The organism is Streptomyces sp. SCSIO ZS0520 (assembly GCF_025643355.1).
GTDB lineage: Bacteria > Actinomycetota > Actinomycetes > Streptomycetales > Streptomycetaceae > Streptomyces > Streptomyces physcomitrii.
Window position 1 is genome coordinate 684,374 of record NZ_CP092644.1, and the last position, 23,235, is coordinate 707,608.

General features: G+C 74.6%; 10 protein-coding genes. 8 read left to right on the forward strand and 2 right to left on the reverse strand.

Annotated elements, in window-relative coordinates:
* Positions 1-24: 24 nt before the first annotated feature.
* Positions 25-885, reverse strand: a complete 861-nt coding sequence (locus MID12_RS02490; protein ID WP_040246435.1) for a 1,4-dihydroxy-6-naphthoate synthase — start codon at positions 883-885, stop codon at positions 25-27.
* A 419-nt stretch (positions 886-1,304) separates the two neighbouring features.
* On the opposite strand from MID12_RS02490, the gene mqnE reads away from it, so the two are divergent.
* The 8 genes from mqnE to MID12_RS02530 all read left to right on the forward strand — a co-directional run bounded on the left by mqnE (position 1,305) and on the right by MID12_RS02530 (position 11,963).
* Positions 1,305-2,468, forward strand: coding sequence for an aminofutalosine synthase MqnE (gene mqnE / locus MID12_RS02495; protein ID WP_263164590.1), 1,164 nt, complete (start codon positions 1,305-1,307; stop codon positions 2,466-2,468).
* 137 nt (positions 2,469-2,605) lie between these two features.
* A complete protein-coding gene (locus MID12_RS02500; protein ID WP_040246437.1) occupies positions 2,606-2,908 on the forward strand; it encodes a ferredoxin in 303 nt (100 codons plus the stop codon).
* 95 nt (positions 2,909-3,003) lie between these two features.
* Entirely contained in the window at positions 3,004-3,759 is a 756-nt protein-coding gene (locus MID12_RS02505) for a thioesterase II family protein (RefSeq protein ID WP_040246439.1), read from the forward strand.
* A 52-nt stretch (positions 3,760-3,811) separates the two neighbouring features.
* Entirely contained in the window at positions 3,812-4,708 is an 897-nt protein-coding gene (locus tag MID12_RS02510; RefSeq protein ID WP_052482063.1) for a menaquinone biosynthetic enzyme MqnA/MqnD family protein, read from the forward strand.
* 31 nt (positions 4,709-4,739) lie between these two features.
* On the forward strand, positions 4,740-5,945 hold the full coding sequence (mqnC, locus tag MID12_RS02515) for a cyclic dehypoxanthinyl futalosine synthase (protein ID WP_263164592.1): 1,206 nt from the start codon (positions 4,740-4,742) through the stop codon (positions 5,943-5,945).
* A gap of 87 nt (positions 5,946-6,032) precedes the next feature.
* Complete coding sequence (locus tag MID12_RS02520) at positions 6,033-7,025, forward strand: daunorubicin resistance protein DrrA family ABC transporter ATP-binding protein (RefSeq protein ID WP_040246442.1); 993 nt, start codon at positions 6,033-6,035, stop codon at positions 7,023-7,025.
* Positions 7,022-7,870 (forward strand): ABC transporter permease, encoded by an 849-nt coding sequence (locus MID12_RS02525; protein WP_040246444.1) that lies wholly within the window; start codon positions 7,022-7,024, stop codon positions 7,868-7,870. Before MID12_RS02520 ends, MID12_RS02525 begins: the two co-directional genes overlap by 4 nt.
* 13 nt (positions 7,871-7,883) lie before the next feature.
* A complete protein-coding gene (locus MID12_RS02530) occupies positions 7,884-11,963 on the forward strand; it encodes an AMP-binding protein (protein ID WP_263164594.1) in 4,080 nt (1,359 codons plus the stop codon).
* Positions 11,964-12,284: 321 nt separating this feature from the next.
* Here the strand turns inward: MID12_RS02530 and MID12_RS02535 are convergent, their stop codons facing one another.
* A complete protein-coding gene (locus MID12_RS02535) occupies positions 12,285-23,171 on the reverse strand; it encodes a type I polyketide synthase (protein ID WP_411577037.1) in 10,887 nt (3,628 codons plus the stop codon).
* Positions 23,172-23,235 lie beyond the last annotated feature (64 nt).

Here is a 23,235-nt window from a genome sequence, read left to right on the forward strand (position 1 = left end):
GGTCGCGGGGCCGCGGGGCCCGGCTCACAGACGGCTCGTCGCGCGGAACGCCTCCGGCGGGACCGGCGGGACGAGGCCCCGGTCCGCGGAGCGCTCCAGGAGGGTGCGTACGGCGTGCAGGCCCTCGTCGCCGAGGTCGGCGGTGAAACTGTTCACGTACAGGCCGATGTGCTGGTCGACGACGGAGGTCTCCATCTCCTGGGCGTGCTCCAGGACATAGGCGCGGGAGGCCTGGGGGGAGAGCCAGGCCGCCTGCACGGAGGCGCGGATGGCCCGGGTGACGTCCTTGAGCACCTCCTCGCCGAGGCTGCGTCTGCCGACGATGGCGCCGAGCGGGATGGGCAGGCTGGTCTCCTTCTCCCACTCCTCGCCCATGTCGGCCAGGCAGTGGAGTCCGTAGTCGCCGTAGGTGAAGCGGGCCTCGTGGATGACCAGGCCCGCGTCGACCTGGCCGTCCCGGACGGCGGGCATGATCTCGTGGAAGGGCAGGACGACGATCTCCCCGACGCCGGAGGGCACGGCGGTGTCCGCCCAGAGGCGGAAGAGCAGATAGGCGGTCGAGGTCGTGCTGGGCACCGCGATCCGCGCCCCGGCGAGGGCCGCCGGCTGCTGCGGCTCCCGCACCAGGACGAGCGGGCCGCAGCCGCGGCCGAGGGCTCCGCCGCAGGGCAGCAGCGCGTAGTCGTCGAGGATGTGCGGCAGCACCCCGTAGGAGACCTTGAGCAGGTCCAGGCCGCCGTCCTGGGCGAGGTGGTTGGTGCGGTCGATGTCGGCGAGCGTGACCTCGGTGCCGGGGGCGCCGGGGAGCAGGCCGTGGGTCCAGGCGTGGAAGACGAAGGTGTCGTTGGGGCACGGGGAGTACGCCAGCGCGAGCGGTGTCGTCATGGGCTGCCTTCTTTCGTGACCGGGCGGCTCGGCGGGCGGACCGGGTGTACCGCCGCCGCTCTTCGACAGTGGCGCCGCGATCGTGTGCGGTCAGCAAACCCGTTGCCAGTGTGGGGGTTTCCCCAGACCGTCCTCCGTAAGGATGGAGACGCCCCACCGACGCGGCGTCAGTGTCTGCCGTCCGGCAGGGACCCGCCCCGCGCCCGGCACTGCGGACCGGACGCGCGGCTCCTGCCCGGGTCGACGGCCGCACGGCTCCGTCGTGCCCCGCCCGGTTGTCCCCCTACCGGGCGGGGCCTCCCCGTCCCGTGGAGGGGAGACGCGAGGCAGGGCCCGCTCACGAGTCACGGACTGCGCGCGGAGCGGAGCCCGGACTCATCAACCGTGCCGCCAGGCACTGATCGAGGAGGTTCCCGGCCATGGACGCTGGGCTCAAGCGCGAGCTGGAGGACAAGGTCTTCTCCGGTGAGCGGCTGTCCCGCGAGGACGGCATCGCCCTGTACGAGTCGGACGACCTGGCCTGGCTGGGTGGACTCGCGCACGAGGTGCGCACGCGCAAGAACGGCGATGTCGTGCACTTCAATGTCAACCGGCATCTCAACATGACGAACGTCTGCACCGCCTCCTGCGCGTACTGCTCCTTCCAGCGCAAGCCGGGCGAGACCGACGCGTACACGATGCGCATCGAGGAGGCGGTCCGGCTCGCGAAGACGATGGAGAACGAGCACCTCTCCGAGCTGCACATCGTCAACGGGCTGCACCCGAACCTGCCGTGGCGCTACTACCCGCGTTCGCTGCGGGAGCTGAAGAAGGCGCTGCCGCAGGTGTCGCTGAAGGCCTTCACCGCCACCGAGATCCACCACTTCGAGACGATCTCCGGGATGAGCGCGAGCGACATCCTCGACGAGCTGATCGACGCCGGTCTCGAATCGCTGACCGGCGGCGGCGCGGAGATCTTCGACTGGGAGGTCCGCCAGCACATCGTCGACCACCGCACCCACTGGGAGGACTGGTCGCGCATCCACCGCCTGGCGCACGAGAAGGGGCTCAAGACGCCCTGCACCATGCTGTACGGGCACATCGAGGAGCCGCGCCACCGCGTGGACCACGTGCTGCGGCTGCGGGAACTCCAGGACGAGACCGGCGGTTTCCAGGTCTTCATCCCGCTGCGCTACCAGCACGACTTCGTGGACATGAAGGACGGCAAGGTCCGCAACAAGCTCCAGGCCCGCACCACCATGGCCACCGGCGCCGAGGCCCTGAAGGTCTTCGCCGTCTCCCGGCTGCTCTTCGACAACGTCCCGCACGTCAAGGTCTTCTGGGTGATGCACGGTCTGCAGACCGCCCAACTCGCCCTGCAGCACGGCGCGGACGACATGGACGGCTCGGTCGTCGAGTACAAGATCACCCACGACGCCGACGACTACGGCACCCCGAACAAGCTCACCCGCAACGACCTGCTCGACCTCATCCGCGACGCCGGTTTCCGCCCCGTCGAGCGCAACACCCGCTACGAGATCATCCGCGAGTTCGAGGGCCCGGACACCCAGCGCCGCGAGACACCGCAGCCCATGCGCGTCTGACACCGGGGCCGCCCCCACCCGGGGCGGCCCCCGCCGCGCTCCCCGCACACACCCCCCGTGCCCGGTCCCCGCCATGCCGCTCGACGGCGGCGGCGGACCGCGCCCGGTCCGATGACGACACTGCTAGGCAGGTGTGAATGTCCCCGCAGACGACGGACGGCCAGGATCTGGAAGTCTGGATAGACCAGGATCTGTGCACCGGCGACGGAATCTGTGCCCAGTACGCGCCCGAGGTGTTCGAGCTGGACATCGACGGCCTCGCCTATGTCAAGGACGGCGAGGACGAGCTGCTCCAGGACCCCGGTGCCACCACCAGGATCCCGCTGGAGATCCTCAACGACGTGGTGGAGTCCGCCAAGGAGTGCCCGGGCGAGTGCATCCACGTCCGCAGGTCCGCGGACCGCGTCGAGGTGTACGGCCCGAACGCACAGGAGGACTGACCCGCGAAGGACCTGCCGGGGCGTGCTCTCCGGCAGCGTCCCCCGCGCGCCCGTCCTGCCGAACTCCCGCCGCACTACGGAAGGAACACGCCCCGATGGCCTCCCCCTCCACGGACGACCTGTGGTTCCGCAGGTTCCGGCCCTCCGCCGAGGCGGCGGAACGTCTGGTGTGCTTCCCGCACGCGGGCGGTTCGGCGAGCTTCTACGTCCCCGTCGCGAGCGCCCTCAGCCCCGGGGTGGACGTCGTGGCCGTCCAGTACCCCGGGCGCCAGGACCGCCGGCACGAGCCGGGGCCCTCCTCGGTCGCCGCCCTCGCGGAGCAGGTGGCGCAGGCGATGCGGACCTGGGACGACCGCCCGGTGACCTTCTTCGGCCACAGCATGGGGGCCGTGGTGGCCTTCGAGGTGGCCCGCCGGGCAGGCCGGACCCCGGTACGGATCTTCGCCTCCGGGCGCCGCGCTCCCTCCCGCACCCGTGAGGAGTCGGTGCACACCCGCGACGACGACGGGGTGATCGCCGAGCTGCGGGCGCTCTCCGGCACCGACGCCCAGGTCTTCCAGGACGAGGACCTGCTGCGCATGGTGCTGCCCGCCATCCGCAGCGACTACCGGGCGGTGGAGACCTACCGCCCCGAGCCCGGTGCCGCGGTGGACTGCCCGATCACGGTGCTCACCGGCGACGCGGACCCCCGCACCTCCCTGGAGGAGGCCCGCGCCTGGAGCGAGCACACCACCGCCGGGAGCGAGGTCAGGGTCTTCCCCGGCGGCCACTTCTTCCTCTCCGAGCGGCCCGCCGACGTACTGGCCGTGCTGCGCGAGCACTTCACCGCGGCACCGGCCCGCCACGCCTGATGGCGGCGCCCGCACCTCTCCTTCCTCCGACCCGTTCCGGGAGCGTGTACCGATGACCGAGCAACTCTCCGAGGAGACCGTGAGAGCACCGTCCGGCAAGCGGCGACGCCCGCGGGTGGGCCATATCCAGTTCCTCAACTGCCTGCCGCTCTTCTGGGGTTTGGCGCGCACCGGAACCCTCCTCGACCTCGACCTGCGGACCGACACCCCGGACGGCCTCAACGAGGCGCTGGCCGCGGGGGACTTGGACATCGGCCCCATCAGCCTGGTGGAGTTCCTGCGGCACGCGGACGAGCTGGTCGCCCTGCCCGACATCGCGGTCGGCAGCGACGGCGAGGTGATGTCGTGCCTGCTGCTCAGCCAGGTGCCGCTGGAGGAACTCGACGGCGAGCGCGTCGCGTTGGGCTCGACCAGCCGCACCTCGGTGCGGCTCGCCCAGCTCCTGCTCGCGGAGAAGATCGGGGTGCGCCCCGAGTACTACGTCTGCCCGCCCGATCTGCGGACGATGATGTCCGAGGCGCGGGCGGCCGTGGTGATCGGCGACGCGGCCCTGCGCGCCGCCCTGCACGAGGCCCCCCGCATGGGCCTGCAGGTGCACGACCTGGGCCGGATGTGGAAGGACTGGACGGGCCTGCCCTTCGTCTTCGCCGTCTTCGCCGCCCGGCGCGACTTCCTCGCGCGGGAACCCGCGCTGGTGCGCCAGGTCCACGCCGACCTGCTCGCCTCGCGCGACCTCTCCCTGTCCGAGGTGACCAAGGTCTGCGAACAGGCCTCCCAGTGGGAGGAGTTCGACGCCGCCACGCTGGAGCAGTACTACACGACGGCACTCGACTTCCGCCTCGGCCCGCAACAGCTCGCCGGGATCAGGGAGTTCGCGCGCCGCGTCGGCGGCGAGGCCGACGGCTTCGCCCCGGACGCGGAAGTCCGGCTGCTCGACTCCCCCTCCTGACCACTCACAGAAACCGGAAAGGCCGGCCATCATGCCCCGACCCGCGCAGCACCGCCTCCAGCCCGTACTCGACCGTGCCGCCGAAGGCGGCCGGATCACGACCGAGGAGGCACTGGAGCTCTACCGCGACGCGCCGCTGCACTCCCTCGCCTCGGCCGCCGACGCGGTGCGCCGCCGCCGGTACGCGGGCACCGAGCACATCGCCACGTACATCATCGAGCGCAACATCAACTACACCAACGTCTGCGTGACGGCCTGCAAGTTCTGCGCCTTCTACGCGGCGCCCAAGGACAAGGCCAAGGGCTGGACCCGCGACCTCGACGACATCCTGCGCCGCTGCGCGGAGACCGTGGAGCTGGGCGGCACCCAGATCATGTTCCAGGGCGGGCACCACCCGGACTACGGCGTCGAGTACTACGAGGAGCACTTCTCCGCGATCAAGAAGGCCTACCCCCAGCTGGTCATCCACTCGCTGGGCGCCTCCGAGGTCGAGCACATGGCGCGGATCTCCAAGGTGAGCGTGGAGGAGGCGATCACCCGCATCCACGCGGCGGGCCTGGACTCCTTCGCGGGCGCGGGCGCCGAACTGCTGCCCGCCCGCCCGCGCAAGGCGATCGCCCCGCTCAAGGAGTCCGGCGAGCGCTGGCTGGAGATCATGGAGATCGCCCACGGCCTCGGCGTCGAGTCCACCTCGACCATGCTGATGGGCACCGGCGAGACCAACGCCGAACGCATCGAGCACCTGCGGATGATCCGCGACGTGCAGGACCGCACCGGCGGCTTCCGCGCCTTCATCCCGTACACGTACCAGCCCGAGAACAACCACCTGAAGGGGCAGACGCAGGCGACGGTCTTCGAGTACCTGCGGATGCTGGCGGTGGCGCGGCTGTATCTGAACAACGTCGCCCATATCCAGGGTTCGTGGCTGACCACGGGCAAGGAGATCGGGCAGTTGTCGCTGCACTACGGTGCCGACGACCTGGGTTCGATCATGCTGGAGGAGAACGTGGTCTCCTCGGCCGGTGCCAAGCACCGTTCCAACCGCCTGGAGATCATCGATCTGATCCGCCGTGCGGGCCGGGTTCCCGCGCAGCGGGCCACCACCTACGAGCACCTGGTGGTCCACGAGGACCCGGCGAACGACCCGGTCGACGACCGCGTGGTCTCGCACATCTCCTCCACCGCCATCGAGGGCGGCACCGCCCACCCCGAGCTGAAGCTCATCGCCACCACCTGAGAACGGGGCGGCTCCCGTACCCCGCGCGGCGCGGGTACGGGAGCCGTTTCGCCGGGCCACACAAGCAGACAAGGACAGGAGAAGCTCATGGCGGGCGCCATCCACGCCACGGGTCTGGTGAAGACCTTCGGTGAAGTCCGCGCCGTCGACGGGGTCGACCTGGACGTACCGGAAGGAGGCGTGCTGGGTCTGCTCGGCCCCAACGGAGCCGGCAAGACCACCACGGTGCGCCTGCTGACGACACTGCTGCGGCCGGACGCGGGAGTCGCGTCCGTGGCCGGGCACGACGTGCTCCGCCAGCCCGACCGGGTCCGGCTCTCCATCGGCCTCTCCGGGCAGTTCGCCGCCGTCGACGACCGGCTCACCGGCCGGGAGAACCTACGGATGATCGGGGAGCTGTACGGGCTGGGCTCGCGCGCGGCGCGGCAGCGGGCGGACGAACTGCTGGCCCGTTTCGGCCTGGACGCCGCGGCCGACCGCGTCTCCAGCACGTACTCCGGGGGCATGCGGCGCCGCCTCGACCTCGCCGGGGCGCTGGTGCTGCATCCGCCGGTGCTGTTCCTGGACGAACCCTCGGTCGGCCTCGACCCCACCAGCCGTCTGATGCTGTGGGACGCGATCGAGGGCCTGGTCGCACAGGGCATGACGCTGCTGCTGACCACGCAGTACCTGGAGGAGGCGGACCGCCTCGCCCGGGACATCGCGGTCGTCGACCACGGGCGCATCATCGCCCGCGGCACCCCGCGCGACATGAAGACGCAGGCCGGGGGCCAGCGCATCGAACTGGTCGTGGCCTGGCCCGAACAGCTGGAGCACGCCGTCGCCCTGCTCGACCGCTTCGGCACCCGCAAGCCCGAGGCCGACCGGCCGCGTTCGACGGTCTCCGTCCCGGTGGACGGCGGGGTGCGGCTGCTGACCGAGGTGATCGCCGCGCTGGACGCCTCCGGCATCGAGATCACCGACATCGGGCTGCGGCGCCCCACCCTGGACGAGGTCTTCCTGGCGCTCACCGAAGAGCGGCAGCCGGAACCCGTGGGCACCGCGGCCGCCACCGACAGCCCGTGGGAGAAGAAGTCATGACCGTGCCGGCCGCAGCCCCCGTGCCCACCCTGAAACCCGGCAGCGCCGCGAAGGCCCTGCGCGACGTCCTCGTGGTCACCCGCCGCAATCTGACCCGGACGATACGGATCCCCGAGGTGGTCGTCCTCGCGCTCGTGCAGCCCGTGGTGTTCGTGCTGCTCTTCGCCTACATCTTCGCCGGCTCCTTCAGCCTGCCGGGCGCGGAGGGCGCGAGCGCCTACCGCGAGTACATGATGCCGGGCTTCTTCGCGCAGACCATCGCCTTCGCCACCGCCAGCAACAGCAGCGTGAGCATGGCCAACGACGTGCACAGCGGCATGACCGACCGGTTCCGCTCGCTGCCGATGGCCCGCGGCGCCCTGCTGACCGGCCGCACCCTCGCGGACATGGTGCAGAACAGCGTCGTGATGGTGGTGATGGTCCTGTGCGCCCTCATGGTGGGCTGGCGCATCCACCACGGCGTGCTGCGCGCCGCCGCCGCCTTCGGCCTGCTGCTGCTCATGGGCTACGCGCTGTCCTGGGTGGGCGTCGTCATCGGCCTCACCGTCCGGGCGCCCGAGGCCGCGGCCAGCAGCAACTTCCTGTGGCTCTTCCCGCTGACCTTCCTGTCCAACGCCTTCGTGGCACCCTCCACCCTGCCGACCGTGCTGCGCTGGGCCGCCGAGTGGAACCCGCTGAGCGCGACGGTGCAGGCGGTACGCGAACTCTTCGGCAATCCCGGTGTGGTCGACGGCGGCCCCTGGCCCACCCAGCACCCGGTGCTGGTCTCCCTGACCTGGTCGATCGTCATCGCCGTGACCGCACGGGCACTGGCCGGCCGCCGGTACCGCGCGGCCGGTGCGTGAGGGGCGGACGCCCATGAGGGCCGAGGACTCCTTCCGCGCGGACCTGATCCGCCCGGTGCACGAGCTGCTGGTGGAGCACGCCGTACGGCAGCCGGGGCGCACCGCCTTCGAGGACGCCCGCCGCGCGGTCACCTGGGCCGAGCTGGAGCGCCGCACCGCCCGCGTCGCCGGGCACCTGATCGGCCTCGGCCTGGAGCGGGGCGCCGCCGCGGCCGTCTACCTGCCGAACCGGGTGGAGGCGGTGGAGAGTTGCCTCGCCCTCACCCGGGCCGGGGCCGTGGGCGTGCCGCTGCACCCCCGCTCCACCGACGCCGAGCTCTCCCACCTCCTCGCGGACTGCGGGGCCGCCCTGGTGATCACGGGGGCCGCCCAACTCCCGCAGGTGCGCAGGGTGCTGGCCGACCGCCCCGAGGTCCTGGTCGTCCTCGTCGGCGACGCCTCCGAAGCCGGGTACGCCGAGGCCGCCGCGGAGGGGCTGCCCTGCTGGGAGGAGTTCGCCGCCGCGTGGTCGCTGCGCGATCCGACACCCGACGACCTCGGACTCGACGAGCCCGCCTGGATCCTGTACACCTCCGGCACCTCCGGGCCGCCGCGGGGCGTGGTCTGCACCCAGCGCGGCTCGCTGTGGACGACGGCCTCGTGCACCGCCCCGCTGCTCGGCCTCTCCCGCGAGGACCGGATGCTGTGGCCGGTGCCGCTGCACCACTCGGTCGGGCACAACGTGTGCGTCCTCGGCGTCCTCGCCGTCGGCGCCACCGCCTTCCTCACCGACGAGCACGGCGCCGAGGCCCTGCTGCGCCGGGCGCGGTCGGAGGACTCCACCTTCCTGGTGGGCGTCCCCGCCACGTACCACCGCCTGGTCCAACTCGCCCGGGACGGTGCCGTCGAGGGGCGCCTGCCGCGGGTGTGCATGGTCGCCGGATCCCCCTGCCCCGAGTCCCTGCACGAGGACTTCCGGGAGGCCTTCGGCACCGCGCTGCTCGACAGCTACGGCATGACCGAGACCGGCGGGGCGATCACCACCAACCTGCCCGGGGGCCCGTACGTACCCGGCTCCTGCGGGGTGCCGCTGCCCGGGCTCGCGCTGCGGATCACCCGCCCCGGGAGCGAGGAGGAGGTCCCGCCCGGGGTGGAGGGCGAGGTCCGCGTCTCCACCCCCGCGCTGATGCTGGGGTACCACGGCCGCCCCGAGGAGACCGGGGCCGTGCTGTCCGGGGGCTGGTACCGCACCGGCGATCTGGCCCGCCAGGACCCCGAGGGCTACCTCACGATCACCGGCAGGCTCAAGGAACTCATCATCCGCGGCGGGGAGAACATCCACCCCGGCGAGGTCGAGGAGGTGCTGGCGCGGGCGCCCGGCGTCGCCGACGCCGCCGTGGCCGGGATCCCGCACGAGACCCTCGGCGAAGTCCCGGCCGCCTACCTCGTACCGGGACCGGACGGCATGGACGCCGGGGCGGTGCTGGACTTCTGCCGCGAACGGCTGTCCTCCTTCAAGCTCCCCGAGGAGATCCACCGCATCGCCTCGGTGCCGCGCACCCCGGCGGGCAAGGTGGCCCGCAGAGAACTGGCCGAGCGGCCGGCCCGCCTGCTGTGGCGGCGGGCCCGGGAGGCGGCCGCCGCGCGGGAGCGCGGCACCACGGTCGCCGGGCTCGGTCTGACCGGGACCGGCCACGCGCTGCTCGGCGCGGTGCTCGAACTCCCGGACCGCGACGAGCTGGTGTGCACCGGACGCCTCACCGCGGCCGGGGGCGACCCCTCCCTCGTACGGCGGGTGGGCCACCGGCCGGTGGCCGTCGGCGCGCTCCTGCCGGAGCTGGTCTTCGAGGCCGCGGGGCACCTGGGCTGTGCGCGCCTGATCGATCTGCGTCTGGACCAGCCGCTGGTCCTGCCGGAGGACGGCGGGGTCCAGCTGCGCGTGACGGTCGGCCCGGCGCACGGATCCCCGGTGCGCCCCGTACGGGTGCACGGCCGCCGGGACACCCGCACGGGCCCCGGCCACCCCTGGACCCTGCACGCCTCGGGCCGTGTCGGCCCCGCCGAGGACGGCGAGCCCGGCTGGACCATGGCCGCCTGGCCGCCGCCGGGCGCACGCGGGCTCGGCGGCGACCGCTCGGTCCGCGGGCTGCGCGGGGTGTGGCGCCGCGGGGACGAGCTCTTCGCCGAGGTGACCCTGCCGGACTGGACGGACCGGGCGGGCTTCGCTCTGCACCCCGCCCTCCTGGAGGCGGCCCTGGCGGCGGCCGGGGCGCGGCGGACGGATCCCGGCTCCGACTCGCCGATGACGCCCGTGAGTTGGCGGGACGTGGCCCTGCACGCCGTGGGCGCGGGGGTGCTCCGGGTCCGGCTGACCCCGCGGGAGGACGGCGCCTGGGCGCTGGCCGCCGCCGACGGGGCGGGCGACCCGGTCCTGACGGCCCGGTCCCTGACCCTCGGCCCCCTGGCGGGCCCGGCGCTGGAGAGTGCCTCGGCGCTCCAGCAGGACGGCCTGACCGAGGAGGTCTGGACACCCGCCCCGCTGCCCGAGGCCCCACCGCAGGAGGACCGCTGGGCCGTGGTCGGCCCGGATCCGCTCGGGGGCCGCGCCGCCCTGGAAGGCGCCGGTGTCCGCTGCGAGCACCACGCGGACCTGCCCTCCCTCCTGCACGCACTGCGGCAGGGCGCCCCGACTCCCGGCGCGGTCGTGCTCACGTACGACGGGTCGGGACCGGACGGACCCGGCGACGACCCGACGCACGCGGCGGACGCGGCGCGCACGGCGGTGGCCGGGGCCCTGGAGTGGATACGCCACGGCACCGATCCGCTGCTCGACGACAGCCCGCTGGTGGTCCTGCTCCGGGGCGGCACGGCCGTCTCGGCCGCGGAGACCGGCACACCGGACGCGGCGGCGGTACGGGGGCTGCTCGGCTCCGCCCTCGACCGGGCGCCGGGCCGCTTCGTCCTCGTCGACACCGATGCGCAGCCGCGCTCCTGGCGGCGCACCCGGGACGCGGTGGGCCACGGCGCCCCTCGACTCGCCCTGCGCGAGGGCCGGTTGCTGCTGCCGCGGACGGTGCGGGTGGCGCCGGCCGAGGGCGCCGGGCTCCCCGCGGGTCCGGCCGGGCTCTTCGCCGGGCGCCCGGAGGCCGCGGCCCCCGAACGCCGTCTGGCCCGGAGCACGGCGGTACCGCTGCTCGTGACCGGCCCCTTCGCCAAGGAGACCGCCGACCTGCTGTCCGACCGGGGCGAGGGGCTTCCGCTGCTCGCCTGGGACCCGGCGCGGGCGGTGGACTGCCTGCTCGCGCTGCTGGCGGAGCGGCCCTCGACGGTCCTGTTCACCACCTCCCTCGCCGCGCGGCGGGCCACCGCGGGCCAGCGGGACGACATCGACGCGGTGCTGCGCACGGTCGTCGATCCCGCCCTCGCGCTGACCGCCGGGGCGGCCCGCCACGGCGTGGAGCTCGTGGTCTTCTCCGCACCGGCCGGAGGCGGCCTGCTCGACGACGCGGTGGCCGCCCTCCTGGAGGTCTGCGCCCGCCTGCTGCGGCGGGCCGGGGTCCGCGCGGTCGCCGTCCGGGGCGCGGCCTCCCCGGCGCACGAGGCCCAGGACCTCTTCGCCGCGGCCGTCACCGCGGGGCCGGTCGCGGTGCGCGCCGCCGGGGCCGGACAGCGGCCCGGGGCGGCACCGGGCTCCGCCTCGGGCGACTCCCCCAGTGCCGGGGGCCTCGCCGCCGGGGGCCCCACGACCGGGGATCACACCGGCCTGGCGGCAGGTGCGGCGGTCCCCCGGCGCAGCGCACGCGACGGCGCCTGCGCGCCCTCCGGTCTGCGGCAGCGCCTCGCGGCCCTGTCCGGAGCCGAGCAGGAGCAGGCCCTGCTGCGCCTGGTCCGCGCGGAGTTGGCCGGGGCCCTGGGCCGTACGGACCGGGAGGCGCCCTCCGCCGGGACGCGGATCGGGGAGCTGGGCCTGGATTCGCTCGGGGTGCTCTCGGTGCGCACCGCGCTCCGGTCGGCGACCGGCCTGCGGCTGTCCGCTCCCCTGCTCGACGAGGGCGCGACACCCGCCGTGATCGCCCACCGGCTCCGCACGGAACTGCTCGCCCGCCGGGACTGATCCACCGGCTCCCCTCCTCACCGTGCCGGGTGGTGCACCGCACCGCCCGGCACTGCCGTGTGCCCGCCTCTCCCCCGCTCCGTCCGGGTGGGTGCCCGCCTCACCCCCGGCCCTTTCCGGATACTCCTCGGTCCCGGACTCCTGTCGTACGGTCCCGCTCCCGCGGCTGCGGGGCCGCGCTCTCTGCCCTGCACGCCTTTGGCGGGCGGCATGCGCGGGGGGCGAGGACTTCGGCGTACGGGACGTCCCGGCCGGGTCGTGACGCACGAGTGCCCCACGCGGGATTCGCGCGGGGCACTCGTGCGTACGGGCGGGGCGGGCTCAGAAGCCGAGGCCGGTGAGCCAGTCCTCGGTGGCCGCCGCGGTGGAGCGGGCGAAGGACTCCATCATCGTGAAGTGGTTGCCGGTCACGTCGAGTACGGTGCCCGCCCGCTCCCAGGTCGTCTGCCACTCCTCGGGCCGCAGTTCCTCACCGGGGGCGGGCGGCACCGGAGGCTCGCTGGAGCGCACCAGGAGCACGGGGCACTCCAGGGGCCCCGGTTCCCACTCGCCGATGAGGGCCACGTACCAGCTCATCGCGGTCAGCCGGTCGGTGTCCATGTGGGCGAACATCGACTCCCGGTCGAACATGCCGCCCAGCATCTGCTGGGAGAACCGCAGGAACGGCGAATCCGCGCGCGGCATATAGGTGTCGAGCAGGACCACGGCGGACGGCGGTGTGCCGCGCTCCTGGAGGCGGCGGGCCGCCTGGAGGGCGAGGATGCCGCCGGAGGAGGAGCCGAGGAGGATGGCGGGGCCCTCGCCCACCGTGCGCGCGACGGCGTCGGCGTGCAGGTCGGCGACCGCGTCGAAGGTGGCGGGCAGGAGTTCCCCGCTGCCGAAGCCCTGGGTCGGCAGGGCCCAGACGTCCCGCCTGCCGCGGAAGGCGGAGGCGAAGCGCGCGTACTGGTGGACGCCCGCCAGGGCCACATAGGAGCTGAAGCACACCAGCGGGGAGGCGGGTTCTCCGGCGGAGAGGCGGATCGCCTCGGGGAGGCGGTCGAGCTCCTTCGGCGAGGAGAAGGTGGGCCGCAGTCCGGCGGCGGCCTGCAGCAGGGTGAAGCCGTCGTCGACCCGGCCGGCCAGGCAGGCGTTCTTGAACAGGCCGCTGAGGGTGTCCTGTTCGCGCGGGGCGGGACCCGAGGACGCCGGGCTGTCCGGTTCGGCCGTGGCCGCGGTGTCCGCGAGCCGGTGGTCGAGGTGGCCCGCCAGCGCCTCGGGGGTCGCGTGGTCGAAGAGCAGGGTGGGGGCCAGCTTCAGACCGGTCGCGGTGGCGAGGTGGTTGCGCAGTTCCACCGCGGTCAGGGAGTCGAAGCCCTGCTCGGTGAAGAGGCCGTCCGGTTCCACCTCCTCGGCGGAGCCGTGGCCGAGCACGGTGGCGGCCAGTTCACGCACCAGGCCGAGCAGCAGCGGCCTGCGCTCCTCGGGGGACCGCCCGGCGAGCAGCGGCCCGGCAGCGGTGGTGCCGGTCGCGTCCGCGGCCGCCCTGCGCGCCCGCGCGGGGGGCGCCGGGCGCAGCATCCGCCGCACCCCGCTCAGTCCCGCGGGGGCGTTCATGGCGATCACGGCGGGGTCCGGGGTGCCGAGGGCCTCGTCGAGGAGGGCGAGCGCGTCCTCGGTGGCCAGGGGCAGCATGCCGCCGCGGGCCATCCGGCGGCGGTCCGCCTCCGAGAGGTGGCCACTGAGCGCGCTGCCGTGCTCCCACAGTCCCCAGGCCACCGAGGTGGCCGGGAGCCCGTGGGCCCGGCGGTGCGCGGCGAGGCCGTCCAGGAAGGCGTTGGCCGCCGCGTAGTTGGCCTGTCCCGGGGCGCCGAAGGTGCCGGCGGCCGAGGAGAAGAGGACGAAGGCGGCGAGGTCGCGGTCCGCGGTCAGTTCGTGCAGGTGCCAGGCGCCGTCGGCCTTGGGCCGCAGCACGGTGTCGAAGCGGGTGCCGTCCAGGGCGGTGAGGACCGCGTCGTCGGTGACCCCGGCGGCGTGCACGACCGCCTTCAGGGGTGCCTCGGCGGGTACCTGGGCCAGCAGCCGGGCCACCTGGTCCCGGTCGGCCACGTCGCAGGACACGAGACGGACCTCGGCCCCCGACTCGCCCAGTTCGGCGGCCAGTTCGGCGGCGCCCTCGGCGTCCGGCCCGCCGCGCGCGGCGAGCAGCAGGGAGCGGGCCCGGTGGCGGGTGACCAGGTGGCGGGCGACGGCGTGCCCGAGGGTGCCGGTGGCGCCGGTGATCAGCACGGTGCCCGTACCCAGCTCCGGCAGCGCGGACCCGGTGGCCGCCGGGGCCGCGTCGGGCAGCAGGACGGCGCCGTCGCGGACCACGCTGTGCGGGTGGCCCGAGGCCAGCGCGGCGAGCAGGGCCGCCTCGTCGGAGGCCGTCGGCTCGGCGGGCAGGTCCACGAGGTGGAACCGGCCCGGGTGTTCGGCCTGGGCGGAGCGGACCAGACCCCACAGGGCGGCCCCGTGCGGCTCGGTGTCCGGTGCGGCGGCGGCCGGGGCCGGTACGGCGGAGCGGGTGACGAAGACCAGCCGGGATCCGGCGAAGCGCTCCTCGGCCAGCCAGCCGCAGAGGCTCTCGTGGACCCGGTGGAGCCGGGCCCTGAGCGTCTCGGCGAGTCCCGGCCCCGCGGGCTGGTCCTCGGGGGCGACCAGGACCAGTTCGGGCATCGCCATGCCGGTGTCCACGGCCTTGGCCAGCGCCTCCAGGTCGGCGTAGGTCTCCAGGTGGACGCCGCTGCGGTCCAGGGCGGCGGCGACCCGGTCGTCGCCCGCGCCGAGCAGGATCCAGCGCACCGACTCCGGGCGGGGTGCGGCCGGTGCGGGCACCGCCTCCGCCCAGTCCAGGCGCAGGAGTTCGGGGCGGCGGGCCCCCGGCATCCGGTCGGCGGACACCGTGCGCAGGGTGATCGCCTCGGCCGAGGCCACGAGCGCGCCGGAGGCGTCGGTGACCAGGACCGAGAAGGCGTCCTCGGCCTCCGCGGGGGCCAGGCGCACCCGTACCGCGGTGGCTCCTTCGGCGTGCAGGGTCAGTCCGGTCCAGGCGAAGGGCAGCATCGGCTCCCCGCCGGTCGCCGCGTCCTGCGGTCCCGGGCGCTGGACGAGCAGGGCCTGTACGGCGGCGTCGAGCAGCGCGGGGTGGAGGCCGAAGCGGGCGGCCTCGGCTCGGGGCGCCTCCGGCAGGGCCGCCTCGGCGAAGACCTCCTCGCCGCGCCGCCAGACGCGGTGCAGGCCCTGGAAGCTGGGCCCGTAGGCGAAGCCCGCGGCGGCGAAGGCGGCGTAGTGGTCCTCCTCGGACACCAGCTCGGCACCGGGCGGTGGCCAGGCGGTGAGGTCGGTCGCGGGGGCGGGCGGTGCCTCGGGGGCGAGGGTGCCCTGGGCGTGGCGCTGCCAGTCGCCGCCGCTGCCCGCGGCCCGGGAGTGGACGGCGAAGGCGCGGCGGCCCTCGTCGTCGGGTGCCGCCACCACGACCTGGATCCGCACCGCGCCCTCCTCGGGTACGACCAGGGGGCTGAGCAGGGTCAGTTCGGCCAGGTGTCCGCAGCCGGTGCGGTCCCCGGCGTGCACGGCGAGGTCGAGGTAGCCGGTGGCGGGCATGATGACGCTGCCGAGGACGGCGTGGTCGGCCAGCCAGGGGTGGCTGCGCAGCGAGAGCCGGCCGGTGAGCAGCAGGCCCTCGGAGTCCGCGGGGGCGAGGGCGGCACCGAGGAAGGGGTGGCTGTCGGCTTCGAGGCCCGCCCCGTCCAGGTCGCCGGTCCAGGTGAGGCTGGGCAGCCAGTAGCGCCGGTGCTGGAAGGCGTAGGTCGGCAGCGCGGTGGTGCGGGCGCCCGGCAGCAGCGGAGCCCAGTCGGGTTCGGCGCCGTGGGCGAAGAGGGTGCCGAGGGCGCGCAGGAGTTGGTGCGGCTCGGGCCTGTCGCGCAGCGAGGCGGGCACGCAGAGCGCGTCCTCGATGCCGGTGTCCGCGAGCACGGACTCGGTGAGGGCGGTGAGCGGGCTGTCGGGGCCGATCTCCAGGAAGCGGCGTACGCCCTGCTCTCCCAGGAGCCGCGCGCAGTCCGCGAACCGCACCGGCTCGCGCACATGCCGCACCCAATACCCCGGATCCGCCAACTCCCCCGCAGCCGCGACAGATCCGGTCAGCCCCGAGACCACAGCCATCCGCGGCTCCGCGAAGGACAACCCCTCCACCACCGCCCGGAACTCCTCCAACATCGGCTCCATCAGCGGCGAATGGAACGCATGACTCACCCGCAACCGACTCACCCGACGCCCAGCAGCCCTCAACTCCTCCGCCAGCGCCGCGACTTCAGCCTCCACACCCGAAACCACCACCGCACGAGGACCGTTGACCGCCGCGACACCCACCTGCGGACGACTCTCAAGCAGCGGCAGCGCCTCCCCCTCGGAAGCCTCCACCGCCCACATCGCACCACCCGAAGGCAGTTGCTGCATCAGACGCCCACGCGCCGACACCAAAGCGCACGCATCCTCCAGCGAGAACACCCCCGCCACATGCGCCGCCGCGATCTCCCCCACCGAATGACCCGCCACGAACTCCGGCCGCACGCCCAGGGATTCGACCAGACGGAACAACGCCACCTCGACGGCGAAAAGCGCGGGCTGGGCGTACTCGGTGCGCTGGACGAGTTCGGGGTCGTCACCGCCGAGGAGGCACTCCGCCAGTCCGGGCACCTGGGCGCAGACGGCGTCGAAGGTCTCGGCGAACACCGGGAAGGTCTCGTACAACTCCCGTCCCATGCCGAGGCGTTGGGCGCCCTGGCCGGTGAAGAGGAAGGCGGTCCTGCCGGTGGTGCGGGCGCTTCCGGTCACGGTGGAGGGCAGCGGGCTGCCCGCCGCGAGGGCTGTCAACTGCTCCAGGAACTCGGCCCGTTCGGTGCCGAGGAGCACGGCCCGGTGGGTGAAGGGGGTACGCGCCGCCAGGGACAGGGCGGTGTCGGCGAGCGGCACCTCGGGGCGGCTCAGGACGTGTGCGTGCAGCCGGGCGGCCTGCGCGTGCAGCGCCTCGGCCGTGCGGGCGCTGAGCACCCAGGCCGTCGCGGACCCGTCGGCGGGTGGTGACTGCTCGCTGTTCTCCGCCTCTGCGGTGGCTGCGATCCCCGCGGGCTGCTCCTGTGCGCCGGAGGACGTCTCTACGGGTTCCTCGGGTGCCGCTTCCAGGACGATGTGGGCGTTGGTGCCGCTGATCCCGAAGGAGGACACCCCCGCACGGCGCGGACGCCCCTCCGGCATCTCCCACTCGCGCGCCTGCTCCAGCAGTCGCACCGCACCCGCATCCCAATCCACATGCGAGGACGGCGCGTCCACGTGCAAGGTCGCGGGCAGCACACCGTGGCGCATCGCCAGCACCATCTTCATCACACCCGCCACACCCGCACCCGCCTGCGTGTGACCCACGTTCGACTTCACCGAACCCAGCCACAACGGCTCGGCCCCATCCCGCTCACGCCCGTACGTCGCAAGGAGCGCCTGCGCCTCGATCGGGTCGCCCAGCTTGGTGCCCGTACCGTGCGCCTCCACCGCGTCCACCTCGGACGCCGACACCCCCGCATCCGCCAACGCCGCCCGGATCACCCGCTGTTGCGAGGGACCGTTGGGGGCGCTGAGACCGTTGGAGGCACCGTCCTGGTTCACGGCCGAACCACGCACCACCGCAAGCACCGGATGGCCCTTCGCCCGCGCGTCCGACAGCCGCTCCACGAGCAGCAGACCGCCGCCCTCGGAGAAACCCGTCCCGTCCGCCGCGTCCGCGAAGGCCTTGCACCGGCCGTCCGCCGCGAGACCCTGCTGACGGCTGAAGTCCACGAACAGACCGGGGGTCGACATCACCGTGACGCCTCCGGCCAGCGCGAGATCGCACTCCCCGGAGCGCAGTGAGCGCACCGCGAGGTGCAGCGCGACCAGCGAGGCCGAGCACGCCGTGTCCACCGTCACCGCGGGGCCTTCGAGACCGAAGGTGTACGAGAGCCGGCCGGACATCACGCTGGCGGAGGTGCCGGTGCCCAGATGGGCGCCGACGTCCTCGCTGACGGCGAGCGGACGCTGGGAGTAGTCCTGGTAGTTGGTGCCGACGAAGACGCCGGTGCGGCTGCCGCGCAGGGTGCGCGGAGCGATCTCGGCACGTTCGAAGCTCTCCCAGGCCATCTCCAGGAGCAGCCGCTGCTGCGGATCCATCGCCACCGCCTCACGCGGCGAGATCCCGAAGAAGCCCGGATCGAAGTCGGCGAAGCCGCTCAGGAAGCCGCCGACGAGGGTGGAGGTGCGGCCCGGGCGGCCCGGCTCGGGGTCGTAGAGCGCCTCCAGGTCCCAGTCCCGGTCGTCGGGGAAGGCGCTCATCGCGTCCGTGCCCTCGGCGAGGAGCTGCCAGAAGCGCTCCGGGGTGTCCGCGTTCTCGGGGAAGCGGCAGGCCATCCCGACGATGACGACCGGGTCGTCCTCCTCGCCGCGCTCCGCCCGGAAGGCGGCGGTGGCGGACGGTTCGGCGGCGGGCACCAGGAGCGCGGCCAGGTGCTCGGCGAGCGCGAGGGGCGTCGGGTAGTCGTAGATCACCGTGCTGGTCAGCCGGACGCCGGTGGCCTCGCCGAGGGCGTTGCTCAGTTCCACGGCGGTGAGCGAGTCGAAGCCGAGTTCGCGGAAGGCGCGCAGCGGCTCGACCTCGTCGAGGCTGGGGTGGTCGAGGACGTAGGCGATGTGCCCGCGGACGAGTTCGAGCAGTGTCTCGCGGCGCTCGCCGGGGCCGAGTCCGGCGAGCCGGGTGCGCAGCGCGTGCTCGTCGGGGGCGTCCTCGGTGCTGCCCGCGGCCGCGGCCGGGGCGGTGAGCAGGCGGCGCATCTCGGGCAGGGCGGCGTAGAGCGGGCGGGGGCGTCCCTTGACCGCCTCCGGGCCGAAGACCTCCCAGTCGATGTCGGTCACGACCAGGGCGGTGTCCTCGTGGTCCAGCGCCTGCTGGAGTGCGCTCGCGGCCGTACGGGGCTCCATCAGGCGCAGGCCGTGCCGCTCCAGGCGCCGTCCGACGGCTCCGGAAGCCATGCCGCCGTCGGCCCAGCCGCCCCAGGCCACCGCGGTGGCGGGCAGTCCGCGGTCCCGGCGCTCCTCGGCGAGGGCGTCGAGGTAGGCGTTGCCGGGCGCGTAGTTGCCGTGCCCGGGGCTGCCGAGCGCGCCCGAGGACGAGGAGAACAGGACGAAGGCGGACAGGTCGGCTCCGGCGGTCGCCCGGTCGAGGTTGAGGGCGCCGCCGACCTTGACCCGCAGGACCTCGGCGAGGCGGTCGGGGGTGAGGCTCTCGATGACGCCGTCGTCGAGGACGGCGGCCGTGTGGAAGACCGCGTTCAGCGGGCGGTCCTCGGGCACGGCGGCCAGCAGGGCGTCGAGGGCGGCCGGGTCGGCGATGTCGCAGGAGGCCAGCTCCGCACGGGCGCCCAGCTCCGCGAGCTCGGCGACCAGGGCTTCGGCGCCCTCGGCGCCGGGCCCGGAGCGGGAGACCAGGAGGAGGTCGCGGGCGCCGGAGCGGGCGAGCCAGCGGGCGAGGTGCCGGCCGAGGGCTCCGGTGCCGCCGGTGACCAGGACGGTGCCCTGCGGCTGCCAGGTGCGGCGGCCGGGCAGTCCGCCGGTCGCGGCCCGCTCGAGGCGCCGCCCGAGCACGCCGGAGCCGCGTACGGCGATCTGGTCCTCGGGGCCGGGGTCGGCGAGGAAGGCGACGAGGCGGTCCGCGGCGCGGGCGTCCCACGCGGCGGGCAGGTCGGCCAAACCGCCCCAGCGGGCGGCCTGTTCGAGCGCGACCACCCGGCCGAAGCCCCAGACCAGGGCCTGGTCGGGGCGGATCGTCTCGGAGCCGCGGCCGGTGGCGACGGCGCCCCGGGTGAGGAACCACACGGGCAGGGGCAGTTCGAGGTCGGTGAGGGCCTGGACCAGGGCGACGTTGGCGGCGAAGCCGCCCGGCAGCAGTGCGTGCCCGGGCAGCGGGGACGCGTCGAGGGCGAGCAGGGACAGCACGCCCCGGGTGCCCTCGGCCGCCTCGGTGAGCTGTGCGGCGAGGGCGGCGCGGTCGGCGCCGGGATCGACGCCGAGGACGGTGCAGTGGCCACCGGCGCGTTCCAGGGCGGCGCGCAGGACGGCGGCCTCCGGCTCCTTCTCGCGGCCCTCGGGCACCAGGAGCAGCCAGGAGCCGGTGGGCGCGGCGGCGGGCTGCTCCAGGGGGTGCCAGCCGATCCGGTAGCGCCAGCGGTCGGAGACGGCGCTGTCGGCGCTGTTCCTGCGGTAGTGCGCGAGGGCCGGGACGAGGGCGGAGGTCTTCTCCTCGTCGAGGCCGAGGGCGGCGCCGAGGGTGCCGAGGTCGCCGTCCTCGACGGCCTGCCAGAAGGGCGCGTCGGCGGCGGGGGCCGCGGGCTCCTGCCCGGCCCCGCTGAACTCGGGCCAGTAGCGGCGGCGTTGGAAGGCGTAGACGGGCAGCTCGGTGCGGCGGCCGGGCTCGCCGTGGACGGTGCTCCAGTCCACCGGCACGCCGCGTACGGCGAGTTCGGCGGCGGAGAGCAGGAAGCGCTCCTGGCCGCCCGCGCCGCGGCGCAGGGTGCCGAGCGCGTGGCCGTCGGTGACGCCGAGCTCGTCGAGGACGTCGCCGGTGGCGGCGGTGAGCACGGAGTGCGGGCCGGATTCGAGGAAGACCCGGTGGCCGTCGGCGGCCAGTTGCCGTACCGCCGCGTCGAAGCGGACGGGCGAACGGACGTTGCGGTACCAGTAGTCGGCGTCCAGGACGGTGGTGTCCGTGACGCGCTCCCCGGTGACGGTGGAGTAGAAGGGGATCGTGGCCTGCCCGGGCCGCACCGCGGCGAAGCCGTCGAGCAGGGCCTCGCGGACCTCCTCGACCTGGGCGCTGTGCGAGGCGTAGCCGAGGCGTACCCGGCGGGCCCCCACCCCCTCCTCCGTCAGCTCCGCCAGGAAGGCGGTGAGCGCCGGTTCCTCGCCGGTGACGCCGATGGAGCGGGGCCCGGACACGGAGCCGATGGACAGGCCCTGCCGTCCGGCGAGGCGCCGCTCGACCTCGGCGAGGGGGAGCGGGACGGCGATCATGCCGCCGCGCCCGGCGATCGCGGTGAGGGCCCGCGCCCGGACGACGACGACGCGCGCCGCCTCCCGGAGGGTGAGCACCCCGGCGATGTGCGCGGCGGCGATCTCGCCCTGGCTGTGTCCGGCGACCGCGCCGGGGCGGATGCCGCAGGACTCCCAGAGCCGCGCGAGGGCGACGCACACCGCGAACAGGACGGGCTGGACGACGTCGACGCGCTCCAGGGGCGGGGCACCCTCGCTGAGGCGCAGGACGTCGAGGACGGACCAGTCGGTGTGCTCCTCCACGGCGGCGGCGGCCTCGGCCAGGTGGCCCCGGAACCGCTCGTCGCTGTCGAGGAGTTCGAGGGCCATCCCCTCCCACTGCGCCCCGTGCCCGGGGAAGAGCAGGACGGGCTCGCCCTCGGCGCCGATGCTGCCGCGCACCAGGGAGGCGGCGGGCTTGCCCTCGGCGAGCGCGTCCAGGGCGGGCAGCAGGTCCTGGTGGCCGCGGGCGACGACGACCGCCCGGTGTTCGAGCGCGGACCGGGTCGCGGCCAGGGACCAGGCCAGGTCGGCGGGCCGGGTCCGCTCGGCGGGGGCGGTGCGCAGATGGGCGGCGAGCCGGGCGCCCTGCGCGCGCAGGGCGGCGGCACTCCGGCCGGAGACGGGGAAGGCGCGGAAGCGCGCGTCTCCTTCCCCGTCCGCGGTCCGCGGCGCCGCGCCCGACGCCGCGGATTCTGCTGGTTCCGCCGGTTCCGCGAGCTCTTCGGATCCCTCGGGCTCGGGTGCCTGCTCCAGGACGACATGGGCGTTGGTGCCGCTGACGCCGAAGGAGGAGACGCCGCAGCGCCGGGCCCGGCCGGTCTCGGGCCAGGGGCGGGCCTCGTCGAGCAGGGCGACCCGGCCCGCGGACCAGTCGACGTGCCGCGTGGGACGGTCGAGGTGCAGGGTCGCGGGGAGGCGGCCCTCGCGCAGGGCGAGGACCATCTTGATGACTCCGGCGACACCGGCCGCGGCCTGGGTGTGCCCGAGGTTGGACTTGACCGAGCCGAGCCAGAGCGGCCGGTCCTCCTGGCGGTCCTGGCCGTACGTGGCGAGCAGGGCCTGCGCCTCGATCGGGTCGCCGAGCGTCGTACCGGTGCCGTGCGCCTCCACCGCGTCCACCTCGACGGGGGTGAGCCGGGCGGACTGGAGCGCCTGCCAGATGACGCGTTCCTGGGAGGGGCCGTTGGGGGCGGTGAGCCCGTTGGAGGCGCCGTCCTGGTTGACGGCCGAGCCGCGGAGCAGGGCGAGCACGGGATGGCCGTTGCGCCGGGCGTCGGAGAGCCGTTCGACGACCAGGACACCGGCGCCCTCGCCCCAGGCGGTGCCGTCGGCGCCGTCGGCGAAGGCGCGGCAGCGGCCGTCCGCGGAGAGGCCGCGCTGGCGGCTGAACTCCAGGAAGACCGTCGGGGTGGACATGACGGTGACGCCGCCGGCGAGGGCGAGGTCGCACTCACCGGCGCGCAGGGCCTGGGCGGCCAGGTGCAGGGTCACCAGCGAGGAGGAGCAGGCGGTGTCCACGGACACGGCGGGCCCTTCGAGGCCCAGGGTGTAGGAGATGCGTCCGGAGACCACGCTGGAGGAGTTGCCGACACCGTCGTCACCGGCGTTGTCGGAGTGGCTGAGCAGCGCGGGATAGTCCTGGAGGTTGGTCCCGGCGAAGACTCCGGTACGGCTGCCGCGCAGGCCCAGCGGGTCGATACCGGCCCGCTCCAGGGCCTCCCAGCAGATCTCCAGGAGGAGCCGCTGCTGCGGGTCGGTGCCGACGGCCTCCCGCGGGGAGATGCCGAAGAACCCGGCGTCGAAGTCGCCGACCCCCTCGACGAATCCGCCGGTCCGGGTGTAGCTGCGGCCGGGCGTCCCGGGCTCGGGGTCGTAGAGCGCCTCGACGTCCCAGCCGCGGTCGCGCGGCCACTCGGTCATCGCGTCGGAGCCCTCGCTGAGCAGCCGCCACAGGTCCTCGGGGTCCGAGACCCGGCCGGGGAAGCGGCACCCCATGGCGACGATCGCCACGGGTTCCTCCTGGCGCGACTCGGCCTCGGCGAGGCGCCGGCGCGTCTGGTGGAGATCGGCCGTCACCTTCCTCAGGTAGCCGAGCAGCTTCTCCTCATCGCTCATGCGCTTCTCACCCGTTCCCAGGTCC